The sequence below is a fragment of the Mycobacterium lehmannii genome (assembly GCF_002245535.1).
GTDB classification, from domain to species: Bacteria; Actinomycetota; Actinomycetes; order Mycobacteriales; family Mycobacteriaceae; genus Mycobacterium; species Mycobacterium lehmannii.
This window is the reverse complement of sequence record NZ_NKCN01000042.1, coordinates 1-24,208: the sequence shown is the minus strand read 5'-3', so window position 1 is coordinate 24,208 and position 24,208 is coordinate 1. Positions and strand designations below refer to the sequence as shown.

General features: G+C 67.1%; 28 protein-coding genes, 1 tRNA gene and 2 pseudogenes. 18 read left to right on the top strand and 13 right to left on the bottom strand.

Going from position 1 to position 24,208, the window contains the following annotated elements:
- Positions 1 to 203 precede the first annotated feature (203 nt).
- The 4 genes from CEX87_RS25965 to CEX87_RS25950 all read left to right on the top strand — a co-directional run bounded on the left by CEX87_RS25965 (position 204) and on the right by CEX87_RS25950 (position 4,032).
- Positions 204 to 1,535: an APC family permease gene (locus tag CEX87_RS25965; protein WP_064398033.1), complete on the top strand. Its 1,332-nt coding sequence runs from the start codon at positions 204 to 206 to the stop codon at positions 1,533 to 1,535.
- A gap of 717 nt (positions 1,536 to 2,252) precedes the next feature.
- The gene (locus CEX87_RS25960; RefSeq protein WP_233151529.1) at positions 2,253 to 3,095 is read left to right on the top strand and encodes an extracellular catalytic domain type 1 short-chain-length polyhydroxyalkanoate depolymerase; all 843 of its coding nucleotides are present in this window, start codon (positions 2,253 to 2,255) and stop codon (positions 3,093 to 3,095) included.
- Positions 3,096 to 3,162: 67 nt separating this feature from the next.
- The gene (locus tag CEX87_RS25955) at positions 3,163 to 3,591 is read left to right on the top strand and encodes a VOC family protein (RefSeq protein ID WP_094289753.1); all 429 of its coding nucleotides are present in this window, start codon (positions 3,163 to 3,165) and stop codon (positions 3,589 to 3,591) included.
- A 57-nt stretch (positions 3,592 to 3,648) separates the two neighbouring features.
- Positions 3,649 to 4,032, top strand: coding sequence for a DUF4267 domain-containing protein (locus tag CEX87_RS25950; protein WP_064398037.1), 384 nt, complete (start codon positions 3,649 to 3,651; stop codon positions 4,030 to 4,032).
- A 2-nt stretch (positions 4,033 to 4,034) separates the two neighbouring features.
- Here CEX87_RS25950 and CEX87_RS25945 read toward each other — a convergent pair whose 3' ends face one another.
- Positions 4,035 to 5,228: a thiolase family protein gene (locus CEX87_RS25945; RefSeq protein WP_064398039.1), complete on the bottom strand. Its 1,194-nt coding sequence runs from the start codon at positions 5,226 to 5,228 to the stop codon at positions 4,035 to 4,037.
- A 127-nt stretch (positions 5,229 to 5,355) separates the two neighbouring features.
- Here CEX87_RS25945 and CEX87_RS25940 point away from each other — a divergent pair, with 127 nt between their 5' ends.
- On the top strand, positions 5,356 to 5,751 hold the full coding sequence (locus CEX87_RS25940) for a Zn-ribbon domain-containing OB-fold protein (protein WP_174522758.1): 396 nt from the start codon (positions 5,356 to 5,358) through the stop codon (positions 5,749 to 5,751).
- A gap of 6 nt (positions 5,752 to 5,757) precedes the next feature.
- On the opposite strand, the gene CEX87_RS25935 is transcribed toward CEX87_RS25940, so the two are convergent.
- From CEX87_RS25935 to CEX87_RS25920, 4 genes are all read right to left on the bottom strand, one after another.
- Positions 5,758 to 6,615: a SigB/SigF/SigG family RNA polymerase sigma factor gene (locus tag CEX87_RS25935; RefSeq protein ID WP_082694181.1), complete on the bottom strand. Its 858-nt coding sequence runs from the start codon at positions 6,613 to 6,615 to the stop codon at positions 5,758 to 5,760.
- 153 nt (positions 6,616 to 6,768) lie between these two features.
- Positions 6,769 to 6,972 (bottom strand): hypothetical protein, encoded by a 204-nt coding sequence (locus CEX87_RS25930; protein ID WP_131805088.1) that lies wholly within the window; start codon positions 6,970 to 6,972, stop codon positions 6,769 to 6,771.
- Positions 6,973 to 7,019: 47 nt separating this feature from the next.
- A complete protein-coding gene (locus tag CEX87_RS25925; protein ID WP_064418696.1) occupies positions 7,020 to 7,733 on the bottom strand; it encodes a Crp/Fnr family transcriptional regulator in 714 nt (237 codons plus the stop codon).
- Between the two features lie 137 nt (positions 7,734 to 7,870).
- Positions 7,871 to 8,788: a LysR family transcriptional regulator gene (locus CEX87_RS25920; RefSeq protein WP_064418675.1), complete on the bottom strand. Its 918-nt coding sequence runs from the start codon at positions 8,786 to 8,788 to the stop codon at positions 7,871 to 7,873.
- A 130-nt stretch (positions 8,789 to 8,918) separates the two neighbouring features.
- Between CEX87_RS25920 and CEX87_RS25915 the strand changes: the two genes are divergently transcribed.
- The 5 genes from CEX87_RS25915 to CEX87_RS25895 are packed head-to-tail and all read left to right on the top strand — an operon-like array spanning position 8,919 to position 12,808.
- Complete coding sequence (locus tag CEX87_RS25915; RefSeq protein ID WP_064418695.1) at positions 8,919 to 10,202, top strand: aromatic ring-hydroxylating oxygenase subunit alpha; 1,284 nt, start codon at positions 8,919 to 8,921, stop codon at positions 10,200 to 10,202.
- Positions 10,199 to 10,522, top strand: a complete 324-nt coding sequence (locus CEX87_RS25910; protein WP_094289751.1) for a hypothetical protein — start codon at positions 10,199 to 10,201, stop codon at positions 10,520 to 10,522. Before CEX87_RS25915 ends, CEX87_RS25910 begins: the two co-directional genes overlap by 4 nt.
- Positions 10,523 to 11,353: a TauD/TfdA dioxygenase family protein gene (locus tag CEX87_RS25905; RefSeq protein WP_064418673.1), complete on the top strand. Its 831-nt coding sequence runs from the start codon at positions 10,523 to 10,525 to the stop codon at positions 11,351 to 11,353.
- On the top strand, positions 11,350 to 12,213 hold the full coding sequence (locus CEX87_RS25900; RefSeq protein ID WP_064425791.1) for a TIGR03619 family F420-dependent LLM class oxidoreductase: 864 nt from the start codon (positions 11,350 to 11,352) through the stop codon (positions 12,211 to 12,213). Before CEX87_RS25905 ends, CEX87_RS25900 begins: the two co-directional genes overlap by 4 nt.
- Before the next feature lies 1 nt (position 12,214).
- Positions 12,215 to 12,808 (top strand): carboxymuconolactone decarboxylase family protein, encoded by a 594-nt coding sequence (locus CEX87_RS25895; RefSeq protein WP_064418671.1) that lies wholly within the window; start codon positions 12,215 to 12,217, stop codon positions 12,806 to 12,808.
- Here CEX87_RS25895 and CEX87_RS25890 read toward each other — a convergent pair.
- Positions 12,805 to 13,524 (bottom strand): TVP38/TMEM64 family protein, encoded by a 720-nt coding sequence (locus CEX87_RS25890; RefSeq protein WP_066809828.1) that lies wholly within the window; start codon positions 13,522 to 13,524, stop codon positions 12,805 to 12,807. The two genes, CEX87_RS25895 and CEX87_RS25890, sit on opposite strands and share 4 nt — an antisense overlap.
- A gap of 71 nt (positions 13,525 to 13,595) precedes the next feature.
- Here CEX87_RS25890 and CEX87_RS25885 point away from each other — a divergent pair, with 71 nt between their 5' ends.
- Positions 13,596 to 14,051 (top strand): SRPBCC family protein, encoded by a 456-nt coding sequence (locus CEX87_RS25885; RefSeq protein ID WP_094289749.1) that lies wholly within the window; start codon positions 13,596 to 13,598, stop codon positions 14,049 to 14,051.
- Positions 14,035 to 14,574, top strand: a complete 540-nt coding sequence (locus CEX87_RS25880) for a TetR/AcrR family transcriptional regulator (protein ID WP_064425792.1) — start codon at positions 14,035 to 14,037, stop codon at positions 14,572 to 14,574. Before CEX87_RS25885 ends, CEX87_RS25880 begins: the two co-directional genes overlap by 17 nt.
- A 2-nt stretch (positions 14,575 to 14,576) precedes the next feature.
- Here CEX87_RS25880 and CEX87_RS25875 read toward each other — a convergent pair whose 3' ends face one another.
- A complete protein-coding gene (locus CEX87_RS25875) occupies positions 14,577 to 14,771 on the bottom strand; it encodes a hypothetical protein (protein ID WP_094289747.1) in 195 nt (64 codons plus the stop codon).
- A 19-nt stretch (positions 14,772 to 14,790) separates the two neighbouring features.
- Here CEX87_RS25875 and CEX87_RS25870 point away from each other — a divergent pair, with 19 nt between their 5' ends.
- From CEX87_RS25870 to CEX87_RS25860, 3 genes are all read left to right on the top strand, one after another.
- The gene (locus CEX87_RS25870) at positions 14,791 to 15,159 is read left to right on the top strand and encodes a DUF488 domain-containing protein (protein ID WP_064398064.1); all 369 of its coding nucleotides are present in this window, start codon (positions 14,791 to 14,793) and stop codon (positions 15,157 to 15,159) included.
- Between the two features lie 32 nt (positions 15,160 to 15,191).
- Complete coding sequence (locus CEX87_RS25865) at positions 15,192 to 15,887, top strand: proteasome protein (RefSeq protein WP_094289745.1); 696 nt, start codon at positions 15,192 to 15,194, stop codon at positions 15,885 to 15,887.
- 64 nt (positions 15,888 to 15,951) lie between these two features.
- A complete protein-coding gene (locus CEX87_RS25860; RefSeq protein WP_066809565.1) occupies positions 15,952 to 16,560 on the top strand; it encodes a GNAT family N-acetyltransferase in 609 nt (202 codons plus the stop codon).
- A 24-nt stretch (positions 16,561 to 16,584) separates the two neighbouring features.
- On the opposite strand, the pseudogene mbtN reads toward CEX87_RS25860, so the two are convergent.
- From mbtN to crcB (CEX87_RS25835), 5 genes and pseudogenes are all read right to left on the bottom strand, one after another.
- Positions 16,585 to 17,759 (bottom strand): annotated as a pseudogene (gene mbtN, locus CEX87_RS25855) (mycobactin biosynthesis acyl-ACP dehydrogenase MbtN).
- On the bottom strand, positions 17,756 to 19,336 hold the full coding sequence (mbtM, locus tag CEX87_RS25850; RefSeq protein WP_094289743.1) for a long-chain-fatty acid--ACP ligase MbtM: 1,581 nt from the start codon (positions 19,334 to 19,336) through the stop codon (positions 17,756 to 17,758). Before mbtM ends, mbtN begins: the two are co-directional and overlap by 4 nt.
- Positions 19,333 to 19,602 (bottom strand): acyl carrier protein, encoded by a 270-nt coding sequence (locus CEX87_RS25845; RefSeq protein WP_082693853.1) that lies wholly within the window; start codon positions 19,600 to 19,602, stop codon positions 19,333 to 19,335. Before CEX87_RS25845 ends, mbtM begins: the two co-directional genes overlap by 4 nt.
- Positions 19,603 to 19,667: 65 nt before the next feature.
- On the bottom strand, positions 19,668 to 20,045 hold the full coding sequence (crcB, locus tag CEX87_RS25840) for a fluoride efflux transporter CrcB (protein WP_233151528.1): 378 nt from the start codon (positions 20,043 to 20,045) through the stop codon (positions 19,668 to 19,670).
- Positions 20,030 to 20,401, bottom strand: coding sequence for a fluoride efflux transporter CrcB (gene crcB, locus CEX87_RS25835; protein WP_064398072.1), 372 nt, complete (start codon positions 20,399 to 20,401; stop codon positions 20,030 to 20,032). Before crcB (CEX87_RS25835) ends, crcB (CEX87_RS25840) begins: the two co-directional genes overlap by 16 nt.
- A 60-nt stretch (positions 20,402 to 20,461) precedes the next feature.
- Between crcB (CEX87_RS25835) and pgm the strand changes: the two genes are divergently transcribed.
- From pgm to CEX87_RS25820, 3 genes are all read left to right on the top strand, one after another.
- A complete protein-coding gene (gene pgm / locus CEX87_RS25830) occupies positions 20,462 to 22,096 on the top strand; it encodes a phosphoglucomutase (alpha-D-glucose-1,6-bisphosphate-dependent) (RefSeq protein ID WP_094289741.1) in 1,635 nt (544 codons plus the stop codon).
- Positions 22,093 to 23,430, top strand: coding sequence for an MFS transporter (locus CEX87_RS25825; protein WP_094289739.1), 1,338 nt, complete (start codon positions 22,093 to 22,095; stop codon positions 23,428 to 23,430). Before pgm ends, CEX87_RS25825 begins: the two co-directional genes overlap by 4 nt.
- 55 nt (positions 23,431 to 23,485) lie before the next feature.
- Positions 23,486 to 23,558, top strand: a tRNA-Ala gene (locus tag CEX87_RS25820).
- A 132-nt stretch (positions 23,559 to 23,690) separates the two neighbouring features.
- Here CEX87_RS25820 and CEX87_RS25815 read toward each other — a convergent pair.
- Positions 23,691 to 24,208: pseudogene (locus CEX87_RS25815) on the bottom strand (hypothetical protein); the annotation flags it as partial.

The window sequence follows — 24,208 nt, the reverse complement described above, 5'->3', positions numbered from 1 at the left end:
GGCCGCTGCAGCACTCAACCTCACCCGACTCCACACAGCCACCGCATAGACCGGGGCCACACCACCAACCTGTACCACCAACCTGTCACCGCCCACCGGCAACCAACCACAAATCGCAACAGCCACTGAGCGATCGTTTCCACACACAAGCCGCGCCGACCGGTGCGGAATGTTTACCGGTCGCGTGGGGTATCAAGACCGGCATGACCTCACCGGCCGAAGCGCACACCGGCGAACCCGACGAGACGACGGACGGCAAGCTCAAACGCAAGATCACCGGGCCGCTGCTGTTCCTGTTCATCCTCGGCGACGTGCTCGGCGCCGGGATCTACGCGCTGATGGGCGTTCTCGCCGGCGATGTCGGCGGTGCGCTGTGGGCGCCGCTTCTGCTGGCGCTCCTGCTGGCACTGCTCACCGCCGGCTCGTACGCGGAACTGGTCACCAAGTATCCGAAGGCGGGCGGTGCGGCGGTCTTCGCGGAGCGGGCGTTCGGTCGACCGGTGATCTCATTCCTGGTGGGCTTCTGCATGCTCGCCGCGGGGGTGACCAGCGCAGCCGGTCTGTCGCTCGCCTTCGCCGGCGACTATCTCACGACGTTCATCGATGTTCCGGCCGTACCAGCGGCCATCGTGTTCCTGGCATTGATCGGATGCCTCAACGCGCGGGGGATCAGCGAGTCGGTCAAGAGCAACGTTGTGATGACGGTGATCGAGCTGACCGGTCTGCTGATCGTCGTCATCGCGGTGTCGATGATGGTCGGCGGCGGGCGGGGCGATGTCAGCCGCGTCGCCGAGTTTCCCGAGGGCGCCACGCCGGCGTTGGCGATTCTCAGTGGAGCGATCGTCGCGTACTACTCGTTCGTCGGCTTCGAGACATCGGCGAACGTGGCCGAGGAGATTCGCAATCCGAGCAAGGTTTATCCCACGGCGCTGTTCGGCGCCCTCATCACCGCGGGTGTGCTCTACGCGCTGGTCGGTGTGGCGAGTGCGATCGCCCTGCCCGCCGCGGACCTCGCGAAGTCTTCGGGACCGTTGCTTGACGTGGTCGCGGCGGCCGACGTCGGCGTCCCCGACTGGGTTTTCAGCGCGATCGCGCTCGTCGCCGTCGCCAACGGCGCGCTGCTGACGATGATCATGGCCAGCAGGCTCACCTACGGCATGGCCGAACACGGCCTGCTGCCCAGCGTGCTCGGTCGCGTGTTGCCGAAGAGACGCACGCCGTGGACGGCGATCGTCGCGACCACCGTCGTCGCCATGGTGCTGAGCCTCCTGGGCGATCTGTCGACGCTCGCCGAGACCGTGGTGCTGCTGCTGTTGATCGTCTTCATCTCGACGAACATCGCGGTGCTGGTGCTCCGTCGCGACCCGGTCGATCACCCGCATTTCCGGGTCTGGACGGCCGTGCCGGTGCTGGGAGTGGCGTCCTGTGTGCTGCTGCTGACCCAGCAGACGGCCAAGGTCTGGCTCTTCGCCGCGATACTGATCGCGGTGGGCGCGGCGCTGTATCTGGGGGCCCGGGCAGCGACGCGTCGCTGACGTCAGCGCTTGCGCACGGCACCCCGCAGGAACTGCGTTTACGCGCTTTGGGTTTCGTCGATGAGGATGGCGGCATCGCAGGCGTAGCGGTCGAGCATGTCCGCAGCGGCGCGAACAGCACGCTGTTGGCTCCGACCTCGGCCGCCTGCCCAATCCACTCCGGCCACCGCTCGGCCTCGGGTGAGCCGGTCGCCTGTACCGCCGTCTGCATGAACCACGCTGTTGCGCCGCGGTTTTCGTGATATCTGTCGAACAACGCGTTGAGCCGGTCGGCGGCGGGATCGGTGGCGACCGACGTGATTCGGCGCCCACTCGTGGTCAGCAGGGTGACGCCGGCGCCGGCTGAGACGCCGACCTCCTCGGCGGCGCGGTCCGCGATGAACAGAAGCGTTCCGGTGAGCGACTTCGCAACCGTCGTGGGCCATTGATGAAGGCGTGCGACCGCGGGACTCGACGTGAGCTGTGACGTAACCAAAACTGTCCGATCGTCGATAGGCATCCGGAAAAGGTTCCGTACGAGATACCCGGCGACTTTGCGGCCAAACGCACGCATACGGCCGACCCGGGATAAAAGGTGAACACAGCAAGCGACGGTGGTTTACGTTCGCGCGGGGTGACTGTTCGAAAGGGGGACGAACGATGGCGGGGCTATCGGCTCATCTGAGAGGTGCTCATCGCGGGGGGCCCGCGGCCTCACTCCTCACGCGAACGGCGGTCGTGCTGGCGGCGCTGTGTCTGCTGTTCGGCTTCAGCGGGGGACAGGCTTCGGCGTTCCCCGGAGGCGATGCGGCGGGCGCGTTGACGATCGGCGGGCTGAACCGCACCTACACGGTGCACGCCCCGCCCGGCCTCGACCGCCCCGCCGGCCTCGTGCTCAACCTGCACGGCGCAGGGATGACCGGACCGGCGCAGGCCGGAGCCACCAATTACAACGCGATCGCCGATCAGTACGGGTTCGTCGTCGCCTATCCCGACGGCGTCGATATGAGCTGGGCCGACGGCCGCGGCGCCTCAGTACCGGACCGCCAGGGCGTCGACGACGTCGGGTTCCTGGTCGCACTCGCCGAACGGCTGCGCGAGGAGTATGGCGTCGACGCCGGCCACGTCTTCGTGACCGGAACCTCGGCGGGCGGCTTCATGGCCTCGCGGCTGGCGTGCGAACGCGCGGATGTCTTCGCCGCCGCGGCACCGGTCGCCGGCACGCTGGCGTCAGGTTTCCCCTGCGCGCCGTCGCAGCCCGTATCGGTGTTGGCGGTGCACGGAACCGCCGATCCCGTGGTGCCGTTCACCGGCGGCCCGATGGTGGGCCGCGGAGGGCCCAGCGACATCGTGTCGGCACCGGCGATGGCGCAGCGCTGGCGTGAGATCGACGGCTGCCCCGCACCGGTCGAGGAGGTGCAGGGCAACGTCCACCGGTTCGTCGCCGCCGGATGTTCTGGCGGAACCGAGGTGGTGTTCGTCCAGATCGACGGCGGAGGCCACGTCTGGCCCGGCGGCTTCTTCGCTCCGTTCGACGCCTCCCAGTCGAGTGGGCAGTTCTTCGCAACTCACGGCAGGTGATCCGACGCTTCTGCCTACGGTGGTGTGACGGCCGACTGGAGCCGGCGCGAAACGAACAGGAGATCCGATGAGCGACGACGTCCCGGGTATCACCGGCATCCACCACATCTCCATCACGGTGACCGACCTCGAGGCCAGCCTGGCGTGGTATCAACGGCTGCTAGGAGCGGACCGGTTGCCGATGAAATTCCCCCACTACGAACGCGAGGACACCGGCTACGGCGAACTGCTGATCGATCCGCGCTCCGGCGTCGTAATCGGGCTGCACACCAACACCGGCAACGACGGAAACCAATTCGACGAAGCTCGAACCGGTTTGGACCACGTGGCGTTGAACGTGGCGTCACGAGACGAATTGGACGCGTGGACGCGACGGCTCGACGAACTCGGTATCGAACACTCCAGTGTCCGTGCGGCCGACGAGCCGTTTCCGTTTGCGACCGTGGTGTTTCGCGACCCCGACAACATTCAGCTCGAGCTGTTCGCGGTCGGCTGAGTACCACTCGGCCGCAAAACGAGCTCGTCGCACACCGCCGCGGCCTAGGCTGCGGCCATGTCCTACGACCGCGCCGCGCTCGTCGCCGGCAGCATCCGCTTCGCGTCCGGTGTGTCGTTTCTGGTCGACCCGCTTCGGGCCAACCGGCTGTGGGGTGATCCGGACGAGCCGGTGCCGACGACGCAGTTGCTTCTGCGCTCAATGGGTTACCGCGACGCGCTCATCGGCGGGCTGCTGCTGGCATCCGCACTGCGGGGCCGCGACACAAGAGGCTGGTTCCTGGCCTCGGGCGGCGCCGATGCGGCCGACCTGCTGGGCGGCTCGAGCGTGCACCACGAGATGAGACGCTCTCAGCGGGTCATCGGCCTCGGCGGGGCGGTCATCGGCATCGGGGTCGGGCTGTGGGGCGCTCTGCGCCGGCCCCCACGCGCCGAGGACTGACCTCAGCGGGTCAACAGCAGGCAGCCGGCGATCGGCCCGCCCCCTGCCGCGGCGACAGCCACTTCGGGCCGGCGCGACACCTGCCGGTCACCGGCCTGCCCGCGCAGCTGAAGACACGCCTCGTGTAGCAGCCAATAGCCGTGCATCCGCCCCGCCGACAACTGTCCTCCGTAAGTGTTGAGTGGCAGTTCGCCGTCGAGCGCGATGCGCGTCGCACCTTCGACGAACGAACCCGCCTCGCCGTCCGCGCAGAAACCCAGCGCCTCCAGCCATGCGAACGTCAGAAAAGTGAAGCCGTCGTAGAGCTCGGCGAGATCGACGTCCGAGGGTGTCAGATCTGTGCGCGACCACATCTCGGCGGCCGCGTCGGTCGACGCCATCTTCGGAAAATCGTCGCGGTGAAACCAGCCTCCCGAGCCATACGCGCCGCCAACGGCTTCCACCGCCACCGGTGGTTGTGGGCAGTCTCGCGCGTACTCGGCGTGAGAGATCACGAACGCAATCGAGCCATCGATGGGCACGTCGCAGTCATACAGCCCGAACGGTGTGGACACCGGCCGGGCAGCCAGGTAGTTCGCCATGGTCATCGGGTCACGGTACGCGGCAAGGGGATTCAGCCCGGCATTGCGTCTGCTGTTGATCGCCAGCCAGCCCAGTTGTTCCTTGGTGGTTCCGTACAGCTCCATATGCCGACGGCAGTGCATGGCCAGCCAGTTGGCCGCAGAGTAGGCGTGCGCGGCCAGTAGTTCGTCGATGTCGCCGAACGGTCCGAGCTTGCGACTGGACCCGAGGGCGCGGGGTTCGACGGGTGGGTTCGCCAGCGGGTTCGGCTCGGAGCTGGGCGGTGTCTGCGTCATCGTTCCGCCGAGCATCTGCACGGTCCGATACACCACCACGTGCCGCGCGCGCCGCTCGGAGACCGCCACCATCGCCGACATCGCCGGGGTCAGCACGCCGCCGGTCGGGAAACCGTAGCCCTGGTCGACAGCCGGACCGCCCAGCGCCCCAATGACTTCGGGCAGCGGCGTATCCCCGAACGTGACTATGCCGTCGATGTCATCGGGCGTGAGGCCGGCATCGGCGACGGCGGCGCGCACCGCCTCCATCGTCAGATCGATCCCGGGGATCCCGGTGCGACGCCCGATACGGGAGATGCCGAGCCCGCTGATGATGGCGTCCTTCTCGAACGTGCTCAACCGGCCACCGCCTCGCCCTCGTGCTCCTGAAAACGCCCCGTCACGGGAGATCTCTGTGATACCGCCCGCTGCAGACTGTACTTTCCTAGACGTGTCCGACGACGTGTCACCTGCCAACGCCGCCAGGATGCTGCCGGCTCTCGACAAGCACAATCGCGCCTTCTGGACCGGGGGACGAGATGGGCAACTGCTGATCACCCGTTGTGAGCGTTGCCAATTGTGGGTGTCTCCGCCGACCGCGGACTGTCCCGACTGCGGAGGACGAGTCACCGCTCGACCGGTATCGGGGCTCGGCACGGTGTTCACCTACACCGTCAACCACCAGCCGTTCAATCCGGCTGTCCCGCTGCCCTACGTCATTGCGATCGTCGAACTCGACGAACAACCTGGCCTGCGCATCGCAGCCAATATCGTGGACTGCGAACCTGATTCGGTGCACGTTGGTCTTCCGGTCGCGGTGCGCTTCGAACGTCAGGATCTCAACGGCGAGACCGTAGTCGTACCCGTCTTCGCGCCGCGCTGATCCGTCTCAGGCGCCCCGCTTGAGGTGAGGCGCCGTCGCGACGGGAGAACGGCGTCGCGGACGCTGTGCGGTCGCCTCGAGCTCCACACCGTTGGCGCCGGGTTCACGGACCTGCTCACGGAGCCTGCGAAGGGCTTGTGCGAGCAGGCGCGACACATGCATCTGCGAATAGCCCATCCGTTCGGCGATCTGGGTCTGCGTCATGCTCTCGAAGAAGCGCAGCAGCAACACGGTCTTTTCGCGCTCGGGTAGCGCGGCGATCAACGGCCGTACGGTCTCGAGATCGACCACCTTGTCGATGTTCGGGTCGATGTCGCCGAGGGTGTCACCGACCGAGCGGAACTCGTCGTCGGCCGAGGCTTGAACGTCGGTCGACAGCGTGGAGTAGTTGCTGCTGGCGATCGTCGCTTCCATCACTGCTTCGCGTTCGATACCGAGATGGGCGGCGACTTCGGACGGCGTCGGCGCGCGCCCGCTCTGCTGCGACAACTCCGCGCGGGCCTTCACCAACTGCCCCTGGAGGTCCTTGAGCCTGCGCGGAACCTTGACCGCCCAGCCGTAGTCGCGGAAGTGGCGGCGTACCTCGCCCATGATGGTCGGGATCGCGAAGGACAGGAAGTCGGCGCCGTTGTCGGGGTCGAAGCGGTTGACCGCGTTGACCAGGCCGACCCGCGCCGCCTGCACCAGGTCGTCGATCGGCTCACCGCGGTTGCGGTAGCGCCGGGCGACATGGTCGGCCAGTGGCAACGTCCGGTCGACGATCGCCTCGCGCTGGCGCCGGTAGGCAAGTGATCCCTCGTCGAGCGCTTTGAGGCGGCGGAACATCTCCGTCACGTCTGCGTATTCAGAAATCGCCTCTGACACCACACAGGCTCCTAACTCCCGACCCTGCCGTTTGAATCACACGGCTCGGATCTGAACCTGTGGCTGCTGCGGTTTACCCTTGCGGACGGTTCGTTGAAACCTCGCCCATCGGGGACCTTTGCCCAGCGTAACCGTCGACCGGCGCTACCGTGGTCAACCGGCGAACTCTCGCGCTTTTCTGGGTGCGGTGACGGGCATGGCGTGCTTGCCATACGGTCGTTGCTGCCTGCCGAGCCGCGCGGGTGCAGAGACGAGCGGGCTGTCCCAAATCGCGCCTGTGAACACCGCGGCGCCCAGCGCCGTCAAACCTGCCATCGCCACCAACGTGTCGGGGTCCATGCCTTTGTGGTTACCCACCGATGGTCGTTACAACGCCCCCGGCCGCGAAAAAGTTTGCTCGCGCGTCAGCGCGCCCGGTGGGCGAGGAGTTCGGTCTGGTGAATCACCAGGCTCTTACCGCAGACGGTGATCCAGCCGCGCTGGACGAATTCCGACAACACCTTGTTGACCGATTCCCTTGACGCGCCGACTAATTGGGCGATCTCCGCTTGAGTGAGGCCGTGGTCGAGGCGCAACTGCCGGTCCTGTCGGACACCGAAACGCTGCGCGAGGTGAAGGAGTTGTTTGGCGATCCGGCCGGGAACGTCGGTGAAGTTCAGGTCGGTGATCAGGTCTTCGGCGCGTCGTAGGTTTCTCGCCAGAAGGCGCATCAGCTGCTCGGTGATGTGCGGGTTGCCGTCGATGCAGTCGTGCAACGCATCACGGTCGATGACGGCGACCAGCACCGCGGTGAGCGCCGTGGCCGAACCGGTGCGAGGCCCGCAATCGAACATCGACTCGGCGCCGAAGATCTCCGAGGGGCCCAGGACGGCGAGCAGTTTTTCGGGGAACTCCGCCGACCGCCAACCGATCTTGACCTTGCCGTCGATGACGACGTAGAGCCGGTGATCGGGTTGGCCCTCGGGGTATATGCACTCACCTTGCCCGAACCGGGCGTAGACGAAGCGGTCGATCAGAGCCGCCTTGTCCGCGGGCGGCAACCCCCGCATGATCGCCGAGCGGGCCAGCACGGCCTCATTGCCACGATTCACGCCCGCTTCCGGGGCGCCGGCGACCATCAGCATGCCCACTCCCAACCTAGTTGGGTGCGGGGCTACCCGGCTGTGACCGGCGTAAACGCCAACCGCTGGATCCGATGCCGCCCGAGGCCGTCGCGGGCGTCCAAGGGTGACCCGCCGCGCACCGGCGACGGCCGTTACTGGCGGGCGGTGTTCTCGACGATGATCTCGCAGGCCGTCTCGTAGAACGCGCTGATGAGCGTGGAGAACGACAACTCGAACGGATAGATCATGTGCACGTCGAGCGACTCGAGGCGCCACTCGGGTAACACCGGGACGAGGGTGCCCTCGCGTAGCTCGTTGGTGCAGATGATCTGGGTGGGCATCGCACCGATCCCGAGGCCCTGCATGATGTACTGCTTGCACACCTGAAAGTTGTTGGCGCGCGCCCGGACTGGCGGTGTCAGCTCGCGCGGGCCGGCCTTTGCGGTGACCGTCAGCTTGCGAGGCCCGCCGAAGCCGAAGTCGATGAACGGAAGCGTGTTCAACTGTGCGGGGTCGCGGACCGGCTCGGGTAGTCGGGCAAGGAAATCCGGTGACGCGCACAAGAACAGCTCGAGGTCGAAGACCTTGCGCGCGATCAGCGTGGAGTCCTGTAGCGGTCCGGTGCTGAACACCACGTCGAACCCGTCGCGCACCGGGTCAACGACCCGGTCGACCAGCCGGATGTCCAGCTGCGAATTCGGGTAGTGCTGCAGGAACGCCGCACCGACGCGGGAGGCGTAGTCGATGCCGACGAAGACCGGGATCGCCACCCGCAGTTCGCCCTGCGGCTCCTGTCTGCTGCCCTCGACGAGCGCGCGGACACCGTTGGCCTCGGTCAGGATGTTGGCCGCGTGGGCGTAGACCTGCTCGCCGAGATCGGTGACGGTGAGCTGGTGGGTGTTCTTGCGCAGCAGTTTGATGCCCAGGTCGGACTCCAGCCTGGTCAGCTTGCGGCTGACGGTCGACTTCGGCATTCCCAACAGTGCGGCCGCCTTCGACAGGCTTCGGTTCTCCACCACCTTGCCGAAGATCAGCAGGGCGTCGACGTCGAAGGGCAGGTTCTGTTCCATGGCTCTAGCGTTCTTTCCCTCTGCGGTGTTCCAAATATGCAACAGGGTGTTGCGCTCGCGGGTCTGTTTCGGCCATATCGGCGGCGGTACCTTCACCCCTACCGTCTTCAGCCCGACGCAGGAGAGACCGTTGAGTCACGACAGCCTGGTGACCAAACCCGCGAGCGGACACTGGACCGACGCCTACCCCGAGCTGGGTCGTGGTCCGGTGTCGCTTCAGGACTGCGTTTCCGAGGAGTTCTATGAAAAGGAACGCGAGCACGTCTTCAAGAAGACGTGGCTCTACATGGGCCGCATCGAGCGTGTGCCCAAGTCGGGCAGCTACTTCACCCGCGAGCTGACGTTCCTCAACACCTCGGTGATCGTCGTGCGGGGCAAGGACGGTGTCATCCGGGCGTTTCACAACATCTGCCCGCACCGGGGCAACAAGATGCTGTGGGAGGACGACCCGTTCCAGGAGGTCGAAGGTCGCGCACCGCTGCTGTACTGCCGCTTCCACGGATGGCGCTACAAGCTCGACGGCTCACTCCACTCGGCCACCCGCAAGGATCTGCTGCTCGACTTCGACGCGGACAGCTGCCGGGTGCCCGCCATCCAGTGCGAGGTGTGGGAGGGCTTCATCTTCATCAACCTCAACCCGCACAACACCGAAACGGTCCGCGATTTCCTGGGCGAGCTGGCGCATGAGATCGAGGGGTACCCGTTCGCCGGCCCGCATCAGGTCTACAAGCTCAAGGCCGAACTGCAGTGCAACTGGAAGATTTTCCTCGACGGGTTCGCCGAAAGCTATCACGGGCCGTACCTTCATGCGTCCTCGTTCGGCGCGCTCACCGCGGAGGCCCGCGACGCGTTCGACCAACCGAATCCGTTCACCGATGCCCTGGCCTACCGGCTCAAAGGCCCGCACCGGATGTTCTCGTTCTCCGGTGAACCATCCCGCAAGACGCCGTACTCCAAGCCGATCGAGTGCGTCTTCGAGGCCAGCGCGGCGGGGCCGTGGAACAAGAAAGCCGACCGCGGGCCGATGCCTGCCGGTATCAACCCCACACGATCGGAGAAGTACGGCTTCGACTCGTTCCAGTTCTTCCCGAACTTCGTGCTGATCTTCGGTGCGTCCGGATTCACCGTCCATACGCACTGGCCCACCGGACCGCACTCGCACATCTTCGAAACCGAGGCCTATTACCAGCCGCCGAAAACGCACAAGGAGCGGCTGGGCCAGGAGCTGACGGTCACGTTCCTCAACGACATCATCCTCGAGGACGCCAGCCCGTCGGAGGGTCTGCAGGCCATGCTGAACAGCGGTGCGCTCACCCATTTCACGATGAACGACGAGGAGATTCTGCTTCGCCACTTCCACAAGGTCGTTGGCGATTACGTCGAGGCCGGCGAAGAGCGGAAGGCGATGCGATGAACGCCACTCTACCGCCGGGGTTTTCGCATCTCGAACACCTCGTGCCGGAATGGGCCATCGAAGACGGCCACGCGCGCTATGTCAAGCGGGTCAACAGTTCCATGGAACAGATCCGGGCCTTCTACGACGAGATCTTTCCCTACGCCGAAGAAGCTCTTGCCTACGTCGACAAGTTCGACTACGTCGAGCCGCTGCCTGAAGACGTCGCCAACCTGCGCAACCTGCTCTACTCGCTGATCACGGTCTCACTCGCGGTCGAGCTGTGGAACCAACCGCGAGTCAAACATTCGGCCAACACGATACTGACGAGGGTGAGCTGAGTGAGCCTGACCTCCGCACAATTGGATGTCGTCGACCTGACCCCGAGGATCGGCAGCGAGATCAGAACCGACCTCGACACCCTGCTGAGCGGTCGCGTCGCCGAGAAGATCAGGGACACACTGGAACAACGCGGCGTGGTGTTCTTCCGCGGGTTGCAGATCAGCGACGAGCAACAGGTCGCGATCGCCGCAACGTTGGGCACAGTGGTGGCCAATGAGGGCGAGGACGGGATCTACAAGATCTCGCTCGACGAGAACGTCAACCAACGCGCGAAATACCTGAAGGGCTCGCTGTTCTGGCACTTCGACGGCTCCCTGCAGCCCTATCCGAATTTGGCGACGTTGCTCAGAGCCGTGAAACTGTCTGATACCGGCGGCGATACGGAGTTCTGCAACACCTACGCCGCATACGACGATCTACCGCAATCCGACAAGGATCTGATCGCCGATCTTCGGGTCGTGCACAGCGCCGAGCGATCTCAGTACTACGTCACACCCGAGATGAGCTACGACGAGATCGCGTTCTGGCAGAAGTCCCCGACCAAGGCGTGCCCCATCGTGTGGACGCACCAGTCCGGCCGCAAGTCGCTGCTGCTCGGCGCGACAGCCGACTACGTGGTCGGCATGCCCGTCGAACAGAGCCGCGCTCTGCTTGCCCGGCTTCGTGATTGGGCCACCCAACCGCGATACGTCTATCGCCACGAGTGGGAAGTCGGCGATCTGTTGATCTGGGACAACACCGGCACCATGCACCGTGCCCTGCCCTACGCCGCCGACAGCGGTCGTCTGATGCACCGCACCATCCTGGCGGGCGAAGAGCCACTGAATTGAAGCTGGGCATCGCGACACCGGTCGTCACCAACGTCGCCGGGGCGGCGTTGACGTGGGAGCGCGACGCAGGAGTCGAGGACATCGGCCGCGTCGCCGAAGCGGCCGACAGGCTCGGTTACCACCACCTGACCTGCAGCGAGCACATCGGAATCCCGGCATCGGAGGCCGGACGGCGCGGCGCCAGGTACTGGGACCCGCTGGCGACCCTCGGTTACGTGGCCGCCCGCACCGAACGGATCCGGCTCGCCACGATGACCCTGGTGCTGGGATACCACCATCCGCTGGCCATCGTGAAGCGTTACGGCACACTGGATCACGTCAGCCGCGGGCGTCTCATCCTCGGGGTCGGTGTCGGCTCACTCAAGGAGGAGTTCGACCTCCTTGGCGCGCCGTTCGAGGATCGCGGTCCGCGCGCCGACGACGCCCTGCGCGCCTTGCGCGCCGCGCTGGCGAGCAACGAGCCCTCCTACGACGGCGAGTACTACTCGTTCGGCGGCCTCATCGTCGACCCGTGCGCACTGCAGCCCCATATGCCGATCTGGGTGGGCGGGCGGACCAAACGGTCGCTGCGGCGGGCACTCACGCTCGCCGAAGGCTGGGCGCCCTTCGGCATCTCGGTCGCGACCGCGGGGGAGTGGCTCAAGGCGCGCGAGGTGCCGCCCGGCTTCGAGGTCGTGTTGGCCGCCGACCGCCCGCTCGACCCGGTCGACGACCCCGACGCGACGCGAAAGACGCTGCGCGAGATGGCGGATGCGGGTACGACGACCGTGTCCGCGCGGTTCGTCCACCGGTCGCTCGGGCACTACCTCGAGCAGATTCACGCACTCGCGGAGTTGCACCGCCGAGACGACGAGAGGTGACATGACGCAAGACCATCCGCTGCTGATGCCGCTGACCGCTGGGGAATGGGGCGATGACGAGTACGCCGCCGTCGGCGCGCTGATGGGGGTTCCAGGCGACGACGTACCACGGGCCGGGTCGGGAGAGCCCAGGGATCCGCTCAACTTCGACATCATCGGCGTACTGGCCCGGCACCCGAAGATGGCGCGGAAGTTCCTCGGCTACAACGCGTTTCTGCTGCAGCGTGGCGAGCTGCCGCTGCGGCTGCGCGAGCTGGCGGTGTTGCGGCTCGCCCATGCGCGGCGCTCGTCGTTCTTCTGGGGTGAGCACGTCAAGATCGCGAAGGCGGGTGGCTTGTCTGATGACGAGATCGCACGGATCGCCCGCGGTAACGCCGAGTTCGACGGAGTGGACCGGCTGGTGCTCGAGACGACCGACGAGTTGCTCGCCCGTGGCCGGGCCACACCCGACAGATGGCGTCGTCTCGTCGACGAACTCGGTACCCACCAGGCGATGGAGTTGATCTTCGTCGTCGGCACCTACGCGATGCTCGCGATGGCCTGCGACACCTGGCAGCTTTCCCCGCCGCCCGGCAGCGCGACGCTTCCGGACTAGGAGTCCTCCGCTTCGGGTGCCGGTTCGTCGTCGCTGCGCCGATCGCGTCTGCGCCAACTCCGCACGCCCCGGTGTGCGGCGAACGCACCGGCGATGGCGGTGACGCACCACACCGCGATCGCCGTGAACGCCAGCGGTGACGACAGATCCGCGATCGACGCCCCCAGCGCCGTGTACACGAATGCGCGTGGGACGGACCCGATGAACGCGCCGACGGCCATCTGCCACAACGGAACTCCGAACGCGCCGAAGGCGTAGGACGCGAGCGCGTCGGAGATGCCCGGAACGAAGCGCTGGCCGACGACGGCCCACAACCCGCCCCGCGCGATGAGATCGTCGAGCCTTTTTGCTCGCTCCTCGCCGAGGAGTGCGCGCGCGCTGTCGCGTCCGGCCCGCCTGCCGATCAGGCTGGTGACGCACGCGGTGGTGACCGTCGCGCCGAGGGTGGCGAACGTGCCCACAACCGGGCCGAACAGCACCCCGCTGGCGGCGGCGAGGATCGGCCCGGGCACGAACACGGCGCCCAGCAGCCCCGACACCACGACGTAGACCAGCGGTGCGATGGGGCCCGTGGAGGCCACTGTGCGGCGGACATGGTCGACGTCGACCGCGCCGGAAACGGCGACCAGGTAGAACAGCCCGAGCAGGAACGCCGCGAACAGCACGAGTCGGAGGATGTGCCACCGACGGGTCGCGGGGCGGTCGCTGAGGGTCATGTCCAGGCAATCTTGCCGCACGCGCGGATAGGCACTTCCCGCGGTGACGCAGTGGATGTACCATTTGGTACATGATCACCGAGTGTGGCGCCGAGATCGACGCACCAGCCGCCGTCGTATGGGACGTGTTCAGCGATGTCGAGCGCTGGCCGGAGTGGACCGCCTCGGTGACCCGACTTGTGGCGTTGGACAGCCGGGAGTTGGCCGTGGGCAACAGGTTCGAGATCAAGCAACCACGGATGCCGAAGCTGGTCTGGGAAGTCACCGAGGTGACGCCCGGTGCCTCGTGGACATGGGTGCAGCGCTCGCCGGGCGGGCTCACCGTGGCTGGCCACGACGTCAGCCCCGTCAGTGCCGACTCGCAGGCGCGTACGCGTATCCATCAACGGCTCGAACAACGAGGTCCGGTCGGAGCGCTGGTCGGGTTGCTGATGCGGCCGATGACGAAGCGCTACCTCGACCTCGAGGCCGAGGGTTTGAAGGCGCGCTGCGAGCAACTGCACCGGCTTGATGGCCCGTCCGCCTGACGCCCGGCGTCGGCAGGAACTGCTCGACGGGCTCGTCGCGGAGGTCGCGCGCAACGGCATCGGCGACCGACCGCTTCGTGATCTCGCCGCCGCGGTCGGCACCAGTCATCGCATGCTGCTGCACCACTTCGGGTCGCGTGACGAACTGCTACTGGCGATCGTCGGCGAGGTCGAGCGACGCCAGATGGCGCTGACCCACGACTTGCCGGCCGATCCCGCCGAGGCCATCGCGGCGATGTGGGCCAATCTACGAAGGCCCGATCTCCGCCCGTTCGAGCGGCTGTTCTTCGAGTGCTACGCGCGGGGAGTGCAGGGCGAGGAACCGTTCGCGCGGATGCTGCCTGCCGCGGTCGAGGACTGGCTGTCGCGAGATCCGAGTGGCACGGCTGACCCGGCGATGATGCGGCTCGGCCTCGCAGTGGCCCGCGGCCTGCTGCTGGACCTCGTCGCTACCGAGGATCTCGACGGCGTGGACGCCGCGGCCGCCGCGTTCGCCGACCTGGTCCGCGCACAGCGTCGATGACGTCAGTCTTCACTGCTTCGACGCTCGCCGATGAACGCGAGCAGCTGCGGGTCCTCGGAGGTGAACACGTCGACCTCCTCGCCGCCGTCGCAGCGCAGCAGCGCGACGGTCACACTGCCTTCGCGTCGCATCCGCACTTCCCAGATGGCGCCGGAGTCCTGCCATCGCTGCAGATCCGCCACTCGGTCCACCGCCATGCCCCTACCATCTCACCGCATGGGTGGCCGGCCAAGCGTCGAGGTTGCACGGGTCTATGACCCGCCGGGCGACCACGACGGCACCCGGGTTCTGGTGGACCGGCTGTGGCCGCGAGGAATCCGCAAGGACGATCCGCGGGTCGGCCGGTGGCTGCGGGCGGTGGCGCCGTCGACCGAGCTGCGGCGCTGGTATGCGCACCGGCAGGAACGGTTCGACGAGTTCGTCGCCCGCTACACGGCCGAACTGGAAACCGAGGAGGCTGCGCAGGCGCTGGACGAACTGCGCGGCCTGGCGGCCGAAGGTCCGGTGGTGCTCACGACCGCAACCCGCGACGTCGACGGAAGCCATGCGGCCGTCCTGCGCGACCTACTGACCCGGGCGGCGTGAGACGATCGGCATATGCCGTCGAAACTGCCGCGATGACCGTCGTACTCGCCATCCGCTGCGCTGACGGGATCGCGATGGCCTCCGACTCGCAGATCACCGACCCCGAGCGCGGTCTGAGCTATCCGGCTCAGAAGCTGCACCCGCTCGGAAAACGCGCCGCGTGGGGCGGTAGCGGGTCTCGTGCGGTGCTTTACGACCTCGAGCAGATCTTCGACAACGAACCGGACGCGATCGTGGAAGCGCCCGACATCGGCCATGCCCTGCAAGGTCGAGTCCTGCCGGTGCTCAAGCACCACTACGCGAACTTCATCGAAGACGTGCCTGCGGGTAAGCCCGGCGCAACCCCGGCCACCTACGTCCTCGCCGCGGGCTACGCGAACGGGGATCCGTTCATCGTCGACATCGATCCACACGGGTTGATCGGCCGCTACGAGGAGATCGGTTTTCATGCGGTGGGCAGCGGATCGCCGATGGCCCAGCAGGCCCATGCGCTTCTGGCGCACTTCGAGATGGGCGAACGCAGCGTCGACTACGGCCTGGTGGCCGCGCTGCGGGTGCTCGACGCGCTGGACGCGTCGTCCCCGAGCGTCGGTGGGCCCATGGACCTCTGCCGGATCACGCCGGAAGGAGCCCGGCACCTCGACGAGGAGGCCGTCGCCGAGGTCCGGGACAATGTGCACCGGTGGACCGAACTCGAACAGCGGGCCCTCGACGACCTCTTCGACTGAGCGGCAGAAGTCCAGGCGGGGAAGGTAAGTCTTGCCTTAGTCGTTCCGGTAGGCTCGGCGGGCGATGACCGAGATCGACGATGCACCCACGCCCGTCCTTCCGCGGGAGCTGACCGACATTTCCGATGCGGTACGTGAGGTCGCGGCACCGCCCACACCGGTGCTCGCCGAGCCGTACTTCGTCCGGCTGGCCGATCCGGACGCGGATGCGGAGATGATCTCGGAGTGGATGAACCGCCCGCACCTTGTCGAGGCGTGGGAGTACGACTGGCCCCCCGAGCGGTGGCACCGTTATCTGAGCGCACAGTTGGCAGGCGAGTACTCCAGGCCGTTCGTCGGCTCGTTCCGGGGGCAACCGTTCGTCTACGTCGAGTTGTACCGGGCCGCCAAGGATTCGATCGCCCCGCGGTATGACGCCGAACCCCACGACATCGGGATGCACGCGGCGATCGCGGAGTTGCGCTTCGTCAACCGCGGTATCGCGCCGATCCTGTTGCCGCGGTTGACCGCTAACATCTTCGAGCTCGACCCGCAGTGCCGCCGCATCATGTTCGATCCCGACCACCGGAACAAGGGCGCACGCGATGTCTGCGAACACGCCGGCTGCGAGTTCCTCGGGGAGCACGACATGTCGAACCGGCGTATGGCGCTGTACGCCCTGCCGCGCGCGTAGCGGGCGATGACGGGTCCGGGCCCGTCAGGGCAGCTGGTTGAACTCGGCGTAGCCGTCGTGGTCGGGCTTCATCCCGGCGGCGACCAGCTCCCATAGCACCTCATCGGTGCCTCCGCCGACCCGGGCGAGTTTCACGTCCCGCCACCATCTTCCGAGCGGAGTCTCCTCGACGAGATAGCCGGACCCGCCGAAGAGGTGCATGCACTCGTTCATCACCTCTTCGCCGAGGCGGGCGGCGTTGACCTTCATCGCGGCGGCGGTGCGAAGGTCGAGCTTTCCGGTCGCGGCGATCCCGTCGAGTGCATAGCGCAGCATGTCGACGCGAGCCTGCAGGTCGGCCATCCGCAGCCGCAGCGCCTGATGTTCCCACAGGCTGTTGCCGAACTGCTTGCGAACCATCATGCGCGCCTGCGTGATTCCGATGACCCGCTGCACCGACGTCGACACCAGCCCCGCCACCGACATCCGCTCCTGAGCCAGTCCCCAGGAGATGGCGGCCAGGCCGATGCCGGCGCGGGCGACCAAAGCGTCGGCGGGCACCCAGGTGTCGATGTGTACGGCGGCCGTGTCGAGAGGACCGGCGCCGACCTTGCGGTAAGGCGTCTGAATCTCGCACTGGGCCAGCGGCACCGCTATCACCACGACGCTGCCATGCTTGCTACCCGGATCATGGTCGACATTGCGGGCCACGCACATGACGTGGTCGGCAATCGGGGACAGCGAGACGAACTTCTTGATGCCTTTGACCTCGAAACCGTCGCGGACAGAACGCACTTCGGTGCCGACGATCTGCAGGTCGGATCCGCCCGACTGCTCGGAGGCGCCGATGCACAGCACGGCTTCACCGCGGATCGCCTGCTCGGCGATCTCCTTCAGATAATCCGACTTGCCGAAGCGGCGCAGGATCGCGATCGCCGAGTCGTGCAGTCCCACACCGACCCGATACCCGCCGAGCCCAGCCAACCCAGCTTGCGGGCGAGCTCGATGACCTTCGCGACGTCGGGATGCTGTTGTCCCGGCGGCCACTTGGCGGCGAACACCCCGGTCTCGCCGAGGTACTCGATGAGTTTGCGCGGGAACCGTTCCGTCTCTTCGGCTTCCGCCGTCCACGCGGTGACGCGATCGTCGAAGACCCGCTCGAGCAGGTCGCGGTAGTCCTCGAGCGGCGGTGCGTCCGGTGCGTCGGCGGTGGCCGTCATCGGCTTGCTCCCTCCAACGTGCGCTTGACTTCGAGCCGGCGAAGCTTGCCCGACGAGGTGCGGGGCAGCGCACCGGGTTTGAGGAACACCACGTCGGCGGGCACCACACCGCAGTGCGACGCGACACGGGCGACGATCTGGCTGCGGGCGCCGGGCTCGTCGTCGCCCTTGAACTCCGCGGCGATCACCAGACCGGGCCGCGCCGAGGATTCGCCGGTTCCGACGGCCACTACGCAACCGTCACGGACACCGTCGATCTCGGCGGCGATGCGCTCGATCTCATTGGGGAACACGTTGCGACCGGCCACCGTGATGAGCTCCTTGGCCCGGCCACAGACGACAAGTCCCTCGTCGGTGAGATAGCCCAGATCTCCGGTGGGCAGCCACGCGTTCCGGTCGATCGGGGCCTGGCCGACGTATCCGGTCATCAGCGACGTGCCGCGGACCTCGACCTCACCGACCTCGCGACCGGTCACCTCGGTGGTGTGGTCGGCGTCGGTGTTGATGCGGATCTCCATGCCCGGGATCGCATGTCCGAGGATCGCGAAACGGCGCGTGGTCTCGTTGCCGTCACTGACCACCTGTACGTCGTCGACGCGAAGGCCTGTGAACGGCTGGGGAACGCTGACCGCACAGGTGGATTCGGCCAGCCCATAGGACGGGGCGAGGGAATTGGGGTTGAACCCGAAGCGCGCCATCTCGTCGGCGAAGCGTTGATAGCCGGCGCAGTCCACCGGTTCTCCGCCGTTGAGCGTGAAACCGAGGTGACTGAGGTCGAGGTCCTTGACGAGCCCCGCGTACTTGCCGATCAGATTGAAGGCCATGTTCGGCGCCGCGGTCATCGTGGCTTTGCTTTCCATCAGCCACTGAAGCCAGTTGAACGGGGAAGCGGCGAATGCCGACGTGGGGGCCTGCCACAGGTCGGACTGGCCGAGCGTCGCGGTCAGCAGGAAGGCCAACCCCATGTCGTGGTAGATCGGTAGCCAACTGTGCAGTCGGGACCGGTCGTTGACGTTGACCCTCTCGATCAGCCCGCGCAGGTTGGCCAGCGACGCCGCGGGCGAAATCTGTGCCGTGCGAGGGCTTCCCGTCGACCCCGCGGTCCCCTGCAGGATCGCGACGTCTGCGGTGCCGGGGCCGCGGAAGGATGTGGAGCGGCGCGGGTGGCCGACCGCGAGGAGGTCGTGAACGGCGATCGTGTCCGCGTGCTTGCTCAACAGCGCCAGTTCGTCACCGTGGCTGAACACCGACGTCACGCCGATGGAGGCGAACCGGTCCAGCGTGGTCTGAGCCCACTGTTCGGGATCGGCGCGCCGGATGGGTCCGGGCAGGATCGACAACCCGGCGCCGGCGAAGAACGCGCCCGGAATTGCCGCGACGAATTCGACGGTGGGTTCACCGACCAGGCCGACGGCTTTGGATTCGTCGTCGGCGATTCGCTCGGCCACGTTCTCGGCACGCGCGTGGACCTCCTGCCACGGATGGTGCGCCCACGTGCCCGCTTCCGTGTCGAGGACGGACAACGTCGTCGAGGCCCCCGACATCGCCGCCGACAGGGCTGCGGCGAGCTCGGTCACGAGTTCGTGGATGCGGCAGCCGATTTGGCCAGGATGGCCGCTTCCAGATCGCCGACCGTGTCGCAGCTGAGCAGGTCTTCTTCGCTCAGCGCCACGCCCAGCCGGTCCTCGATGGCCACCATCCCCACCGCGAACGCGACCGAGTCGAGGCCGACGTCGTCGATCAGGCGGGAGTCGCGGGTGACTCGTCGGACGTCGACGTTCATGTCGTCGCGCAGGATCTCGGCCAGCGCGACGCTGACGGCTTCTGGAGTAGACGGGTTCACGGCACGCGACGGTACTACGTCGGATCAGGTAAGGCTAGGCTTACCCCCGCTGCTCGCGGACAATCTCACAGCCGTGTTCCGATCCACATTCCCAACGCCGCGGCCGCGATGCCCAGCCCCAGGCTGACGACGATGTTCGCGATCGCGAGTCCGATGCGGCGGTCCGCGCCGAGTTCGAGGGTCTGCAGCATCCAGGTCGAAAACGTCGTGTACGCGCCGAGGAGCGCGACACCGGCCAGCAGTGCGGCGGTAGGGCCCAGTTCGAGGCCGGCGAGCAGGCCGAGCACCAGCGCGCCGGAGATGTTGACCACGAAAATGCCCGATGGGAACGCCCCGCTCAGCCGGTGTGACACGGTGCGGTCGACAAGGAAGCGCAGCACCGCTCCGACCCCGCCGAGGACCGCGACGCCCAGCCACACCGCGACCGTCATCGTCGCGCCCATTCCGATGCCACCCAGGCCGCGGCGAGACCGGCGACGATGCTGGCCGACGCATATCCGGCCGCCAGCGCGAAATGTTCGCGCTCGATCATCCTGAGGATCTCGACCTGCATGGTCGAGAAGGTGGTCAGTCCGCCGCAGAAGCCGGTGCCCAGCAGTGGGCGGCGGTAGCTGTCGTCGGGGAGCCGCGTGGCCACGTATCCCAGGACGAAGGCCCCGACGATGTTCACGGCGAACGTCGGCCAGGGCCAGTGCCCGGCTTCGGGCGCGACGAGCGTCTCGATCGCGGCACGGGCCAAAGTGCCCAGCGCACCGCCGACGAACACGGCGAGCACCTCGCGGCCGTCGTAACCAAGCACAAGCCAGAGTATGGCCGCACCCGAGCGCGCCGCATGGCGACAAGGAGCAGAATCGGGTACATGGCGCCCCACCCCCGAGCCGGAAAGCCGGCCCAGCCCGAGGACCTCATCGACATCGCTTCGGTGGTGACGGCGTACTACACCCGAGAACCGGACCCCGAGAACGTCGACCAGCAAGTGGCGTTCGGCACGTCCGGGCATCGCGGTTCCAGCCTCGATGCGGCGTTCAACGAGGCGCATATCGTGGCCACGACGCAGGCGATCGTCGAGTACCGCGCCGCACAGGGCACCACCGGTCCGCTGTTCATCGGCCGCGACACCCATGCGCTGTCCGAACCGGCCTGGGCATCGGCGTTGGAGGTGCTGGCAGCCAACGACGTTGTGGCCATGATCGATTCGGCCGATCGGTACACGCCGACACCGGCGGTCAGTCACGCGATCCTCACGTTCAACCGGGGTCGCGAGGGCGGCCTGGCCGACGGGATCGTCGTCACGCCGTCGCACAACCCGCCTCGGGATGGCGGATTCAAGTACAACCCGCCCACCGGCGGGCCCGCCGACACCGACGCCACGGGTGCGATCGCCAAACGGGCCAACGAACTGCTGCGTGACGGGCTCAAAGGGGTCAAGCGGGTGCCGCTGGCGCGGGCACTGCAGAGCGCGCAGCGCCACGACTACCTCGACGCCTACGTCGCGGATCTTCCCAACGTCGTCGACCTGCACGCGATCAGCGCCGAGAAGATCCGCATCGGCGCCGACCCGCTCGGCGGCGCGAGCGTCGACTACTGGGGCGCGATCGCCGAACGCCACAACCTCGAGCTGACGGTGGTCAACCCGCTGGTCGACGCGACGTGGCGGTTCATGACGCTGGACACCGACGGCAAGATCCGGATGGACTGCAGCTCCCCGAACGCGATGGCATCGCTCATCGCCCACCGAGACCGATACCAAATCGGGACCGGAAACGACGCGGACTCCGACCGGCACGGAATCGTCACCCCGGACGGCGGGCTGCTCAACCCCAACCACTACCTGGCGGTCGCGATCGATTACCTGTTCTCGCACCGGCCGTCATGGCCGGCGTCGACCGCGGTCGGCAAGACGGTGGTCAGTTCGTCGATCATCGACCGGGTGGTTGCCGGGCTGGGCCGTGAACTGGTCGAGGTGCCGGTGGGCTTCAAGTGGTTCGTCGACGGATTGCACAACGGGACAATCGGTTTCGGTGGTGAGGAGAGCGCGGGGGCGTCGTTCCTGCGTCACGACTGGTCGGTGTGGACGACCGACAAGGACGGCATCATCCTGGCGCTGCTGGCTTCGGAGATCTTGGCGGTGACGGGTGAGACGCCGTCGCAGCGCTACGACAAGCTGGCCGAGAAGTACGGCGCTCCAACGTATGCGCGCGTCGACGCGCCGGCCGACCGCCAGCAGAAGGCGCGACTGTCCAAGCTGTCGGCGGAGCAGGTCTCGGCGACCGAGCTGGCCGGTGAACCGATCACGGCGAAGTTGACGATGGCGCCGGGCAACGGGGCACCGCTGGGCGGACTGAAGGTGACGACGGAGAACGCGTGGTTCGCGGCGCGGCCGTCGGGCACCGAGGACGTCTACAAGATCTACGCCGAGTCGTTCAAGGGGCCCGAGCATCTGGCGGAGGTGCAGGAAGCGGCGCGCGAGGTGGTCAATAAGGTCATCGGGTGAGTTCTGAACCCGAGGGCGACAGCTCGACGGGGCCCGATGCGGCGGGGGCCGACCAGACTGAGGCCGACCAGACTGGGGCCAACGAGGCTGGGGCCAACCAGGCTGGGGCCAAGCCGAAGCTCCCGCGCGAGGTCTGGCTGCTCGTCGGCGCCAACGTCGTGGTGGCACTGGGTTACGGCGTGGTGGCGCCCGTGCTGCCGCAGTACGCCCGTCACTTCGGCGTGAGCATCAGCGCGGCGACGTTCGTCATCACGGCGTTCGCGTTGATGCGGTTGATCGCCGCGCCGCCCGCCGGCTTGCTCGTGCAGCGGCTGGGGGAGCGTCGGGTCTACATCAGCGGCCTGATCATCGTCGCGTTGTCGACCGGGGCGTGCGCGTTCGCGCAGACGTATTGGCAGCTGCTGGCGTTCCGCTCGCTGGGCGGGCTGGGCTCGGCGATGTTCACCGTGTCGTCGCTGGGGCTGATGATCCGGATATCGCCGGAGAACGCGCGCGGACGGGTGGCGGGCCTGTTCTCGACGGGATTTCTGGTCGGCTCGGTCGGCGGGCCGGTGTTGGGCAGCCTCACAGCGGGTTTCGGATTGGCGGCGCCGTTTGTGATTTACGGTGCGGCGCTGCTGTTCGCGGCGGGCGTGGTGTTCGTCAGCCTGCGCGGCAGCACGCTGGCGGCGCCGGAGCAGACTGCGGAGGCGGCGGTCTCGATACGTCAGGTGCTGCGCCACCGCGCCTACCGCGCGGCGTTGTTCTCGAACTTCAGCACGGGGTGGGCGGCGTTCGGGCTGCGCATCGCGCTGGTTCCGCTGTTTGTGGTCGAGGGCCTCGGCTACGGGGCGGGTGCGGCGGGTTTGGCGCTGGCGACGTTCGCGATCGGCAACGTCTCGGTGGTGATCCCCAGCGGTTACCTGTCCGACCGGATCGGCAGGCGCAAGCTGCTGATCGTCGGGCTGACGGTGTCGGCGGTGTCGACCATCTTGGTCGGGTTCACGACGTCGCTGCCGATATTCCTGGTCGCCGCGTACATCACGGGTGCGGCGACGGGCATCTTCGTCTCGCCGCAGCAGGCGGCGGTGGCCGACATCGTCGGGAACAAGGCGCGTGGCGGCACCGCGGTCGCGGTCTTCCAGATGATGGCCGACCTGGGTTCGATCATCGGATCGCTGGTGGTAGGCCAGATCGCCGAGCAGACCTCGTTCGGCGCGGCGTTCGTGGTCAGCGGGGCGATACTGGGGTTGGCGGCGCTGGGATGGGTGTTCGCACCGGAGACGCGCGGCCGGCCCGCAGAGCACACGCCGGCTCGTGCAATCGGCCCCGAAGCCGGTGGAGAGGTGCCTTAACCAGCGATTTTGAGCGCTTCCCGCAGGTGGTGTAACTTCGATGGGCACGACATCAGGGGCTATGGCGCAGCTGGTAGCGCACCACACTGGCAGTGTGGGGGTCAGGGGTTCGAGTCCCCTTAGCTCCACTTTTTCGAAGGCCCGTTCCGACTATTGGTTGGGGCGGGCTTTCGTCGCTTCTGGGGGGCTCATCAGCGCGGGCCTGCTGATTCCGCGCGGCCTGGTGATCCAGGTGGACCCGGGCTTCCTCGCGCCGGCCGTCAGGCCGCCTGGTCTCCTGGGGGCGCTGGTCCGCCGGGTTCGCTGGATCCGTCAATTGACACCGCGACACCTGATTCGGCTTCGGTCGGATTGGTATACGTCTCGGTTTGAGCGCCTTGGTTAGCCCCGGCGGGCTCGGCGTTTGCGAGCGGGCTCGCGATTTCGTCGGCAGTGTCGTTGTCGTCGCCGGACTCGGCACCCGACGCCGTGTCTTCGTCGGCTATTTCGGTTTCGTTCGCGGGCCCTGCGGCGCCCATTTCCGCTTGGGCTATCTGGGTGTCGGTGGCGGGCTTTGCCTCATCGGACTCCGATTCGGCATGCGACCTCGAGTCCTCTGCGGGTGCGGGCGAAGTGGCGGTGTCGTTGTGGCTGCGGGTTTCCTGCTCGTCGGGTGGGCGCAGGAGTCGTTCGGGTCGGTGGTAGTAGTTCAGCCGCGCCTGGCCGGTGTCCAGTTCGGGCGGCGGAAGCCATTCGACCTCGCAACGTTCGTTCATCCGGGTGGACCAGCCGCCATCGT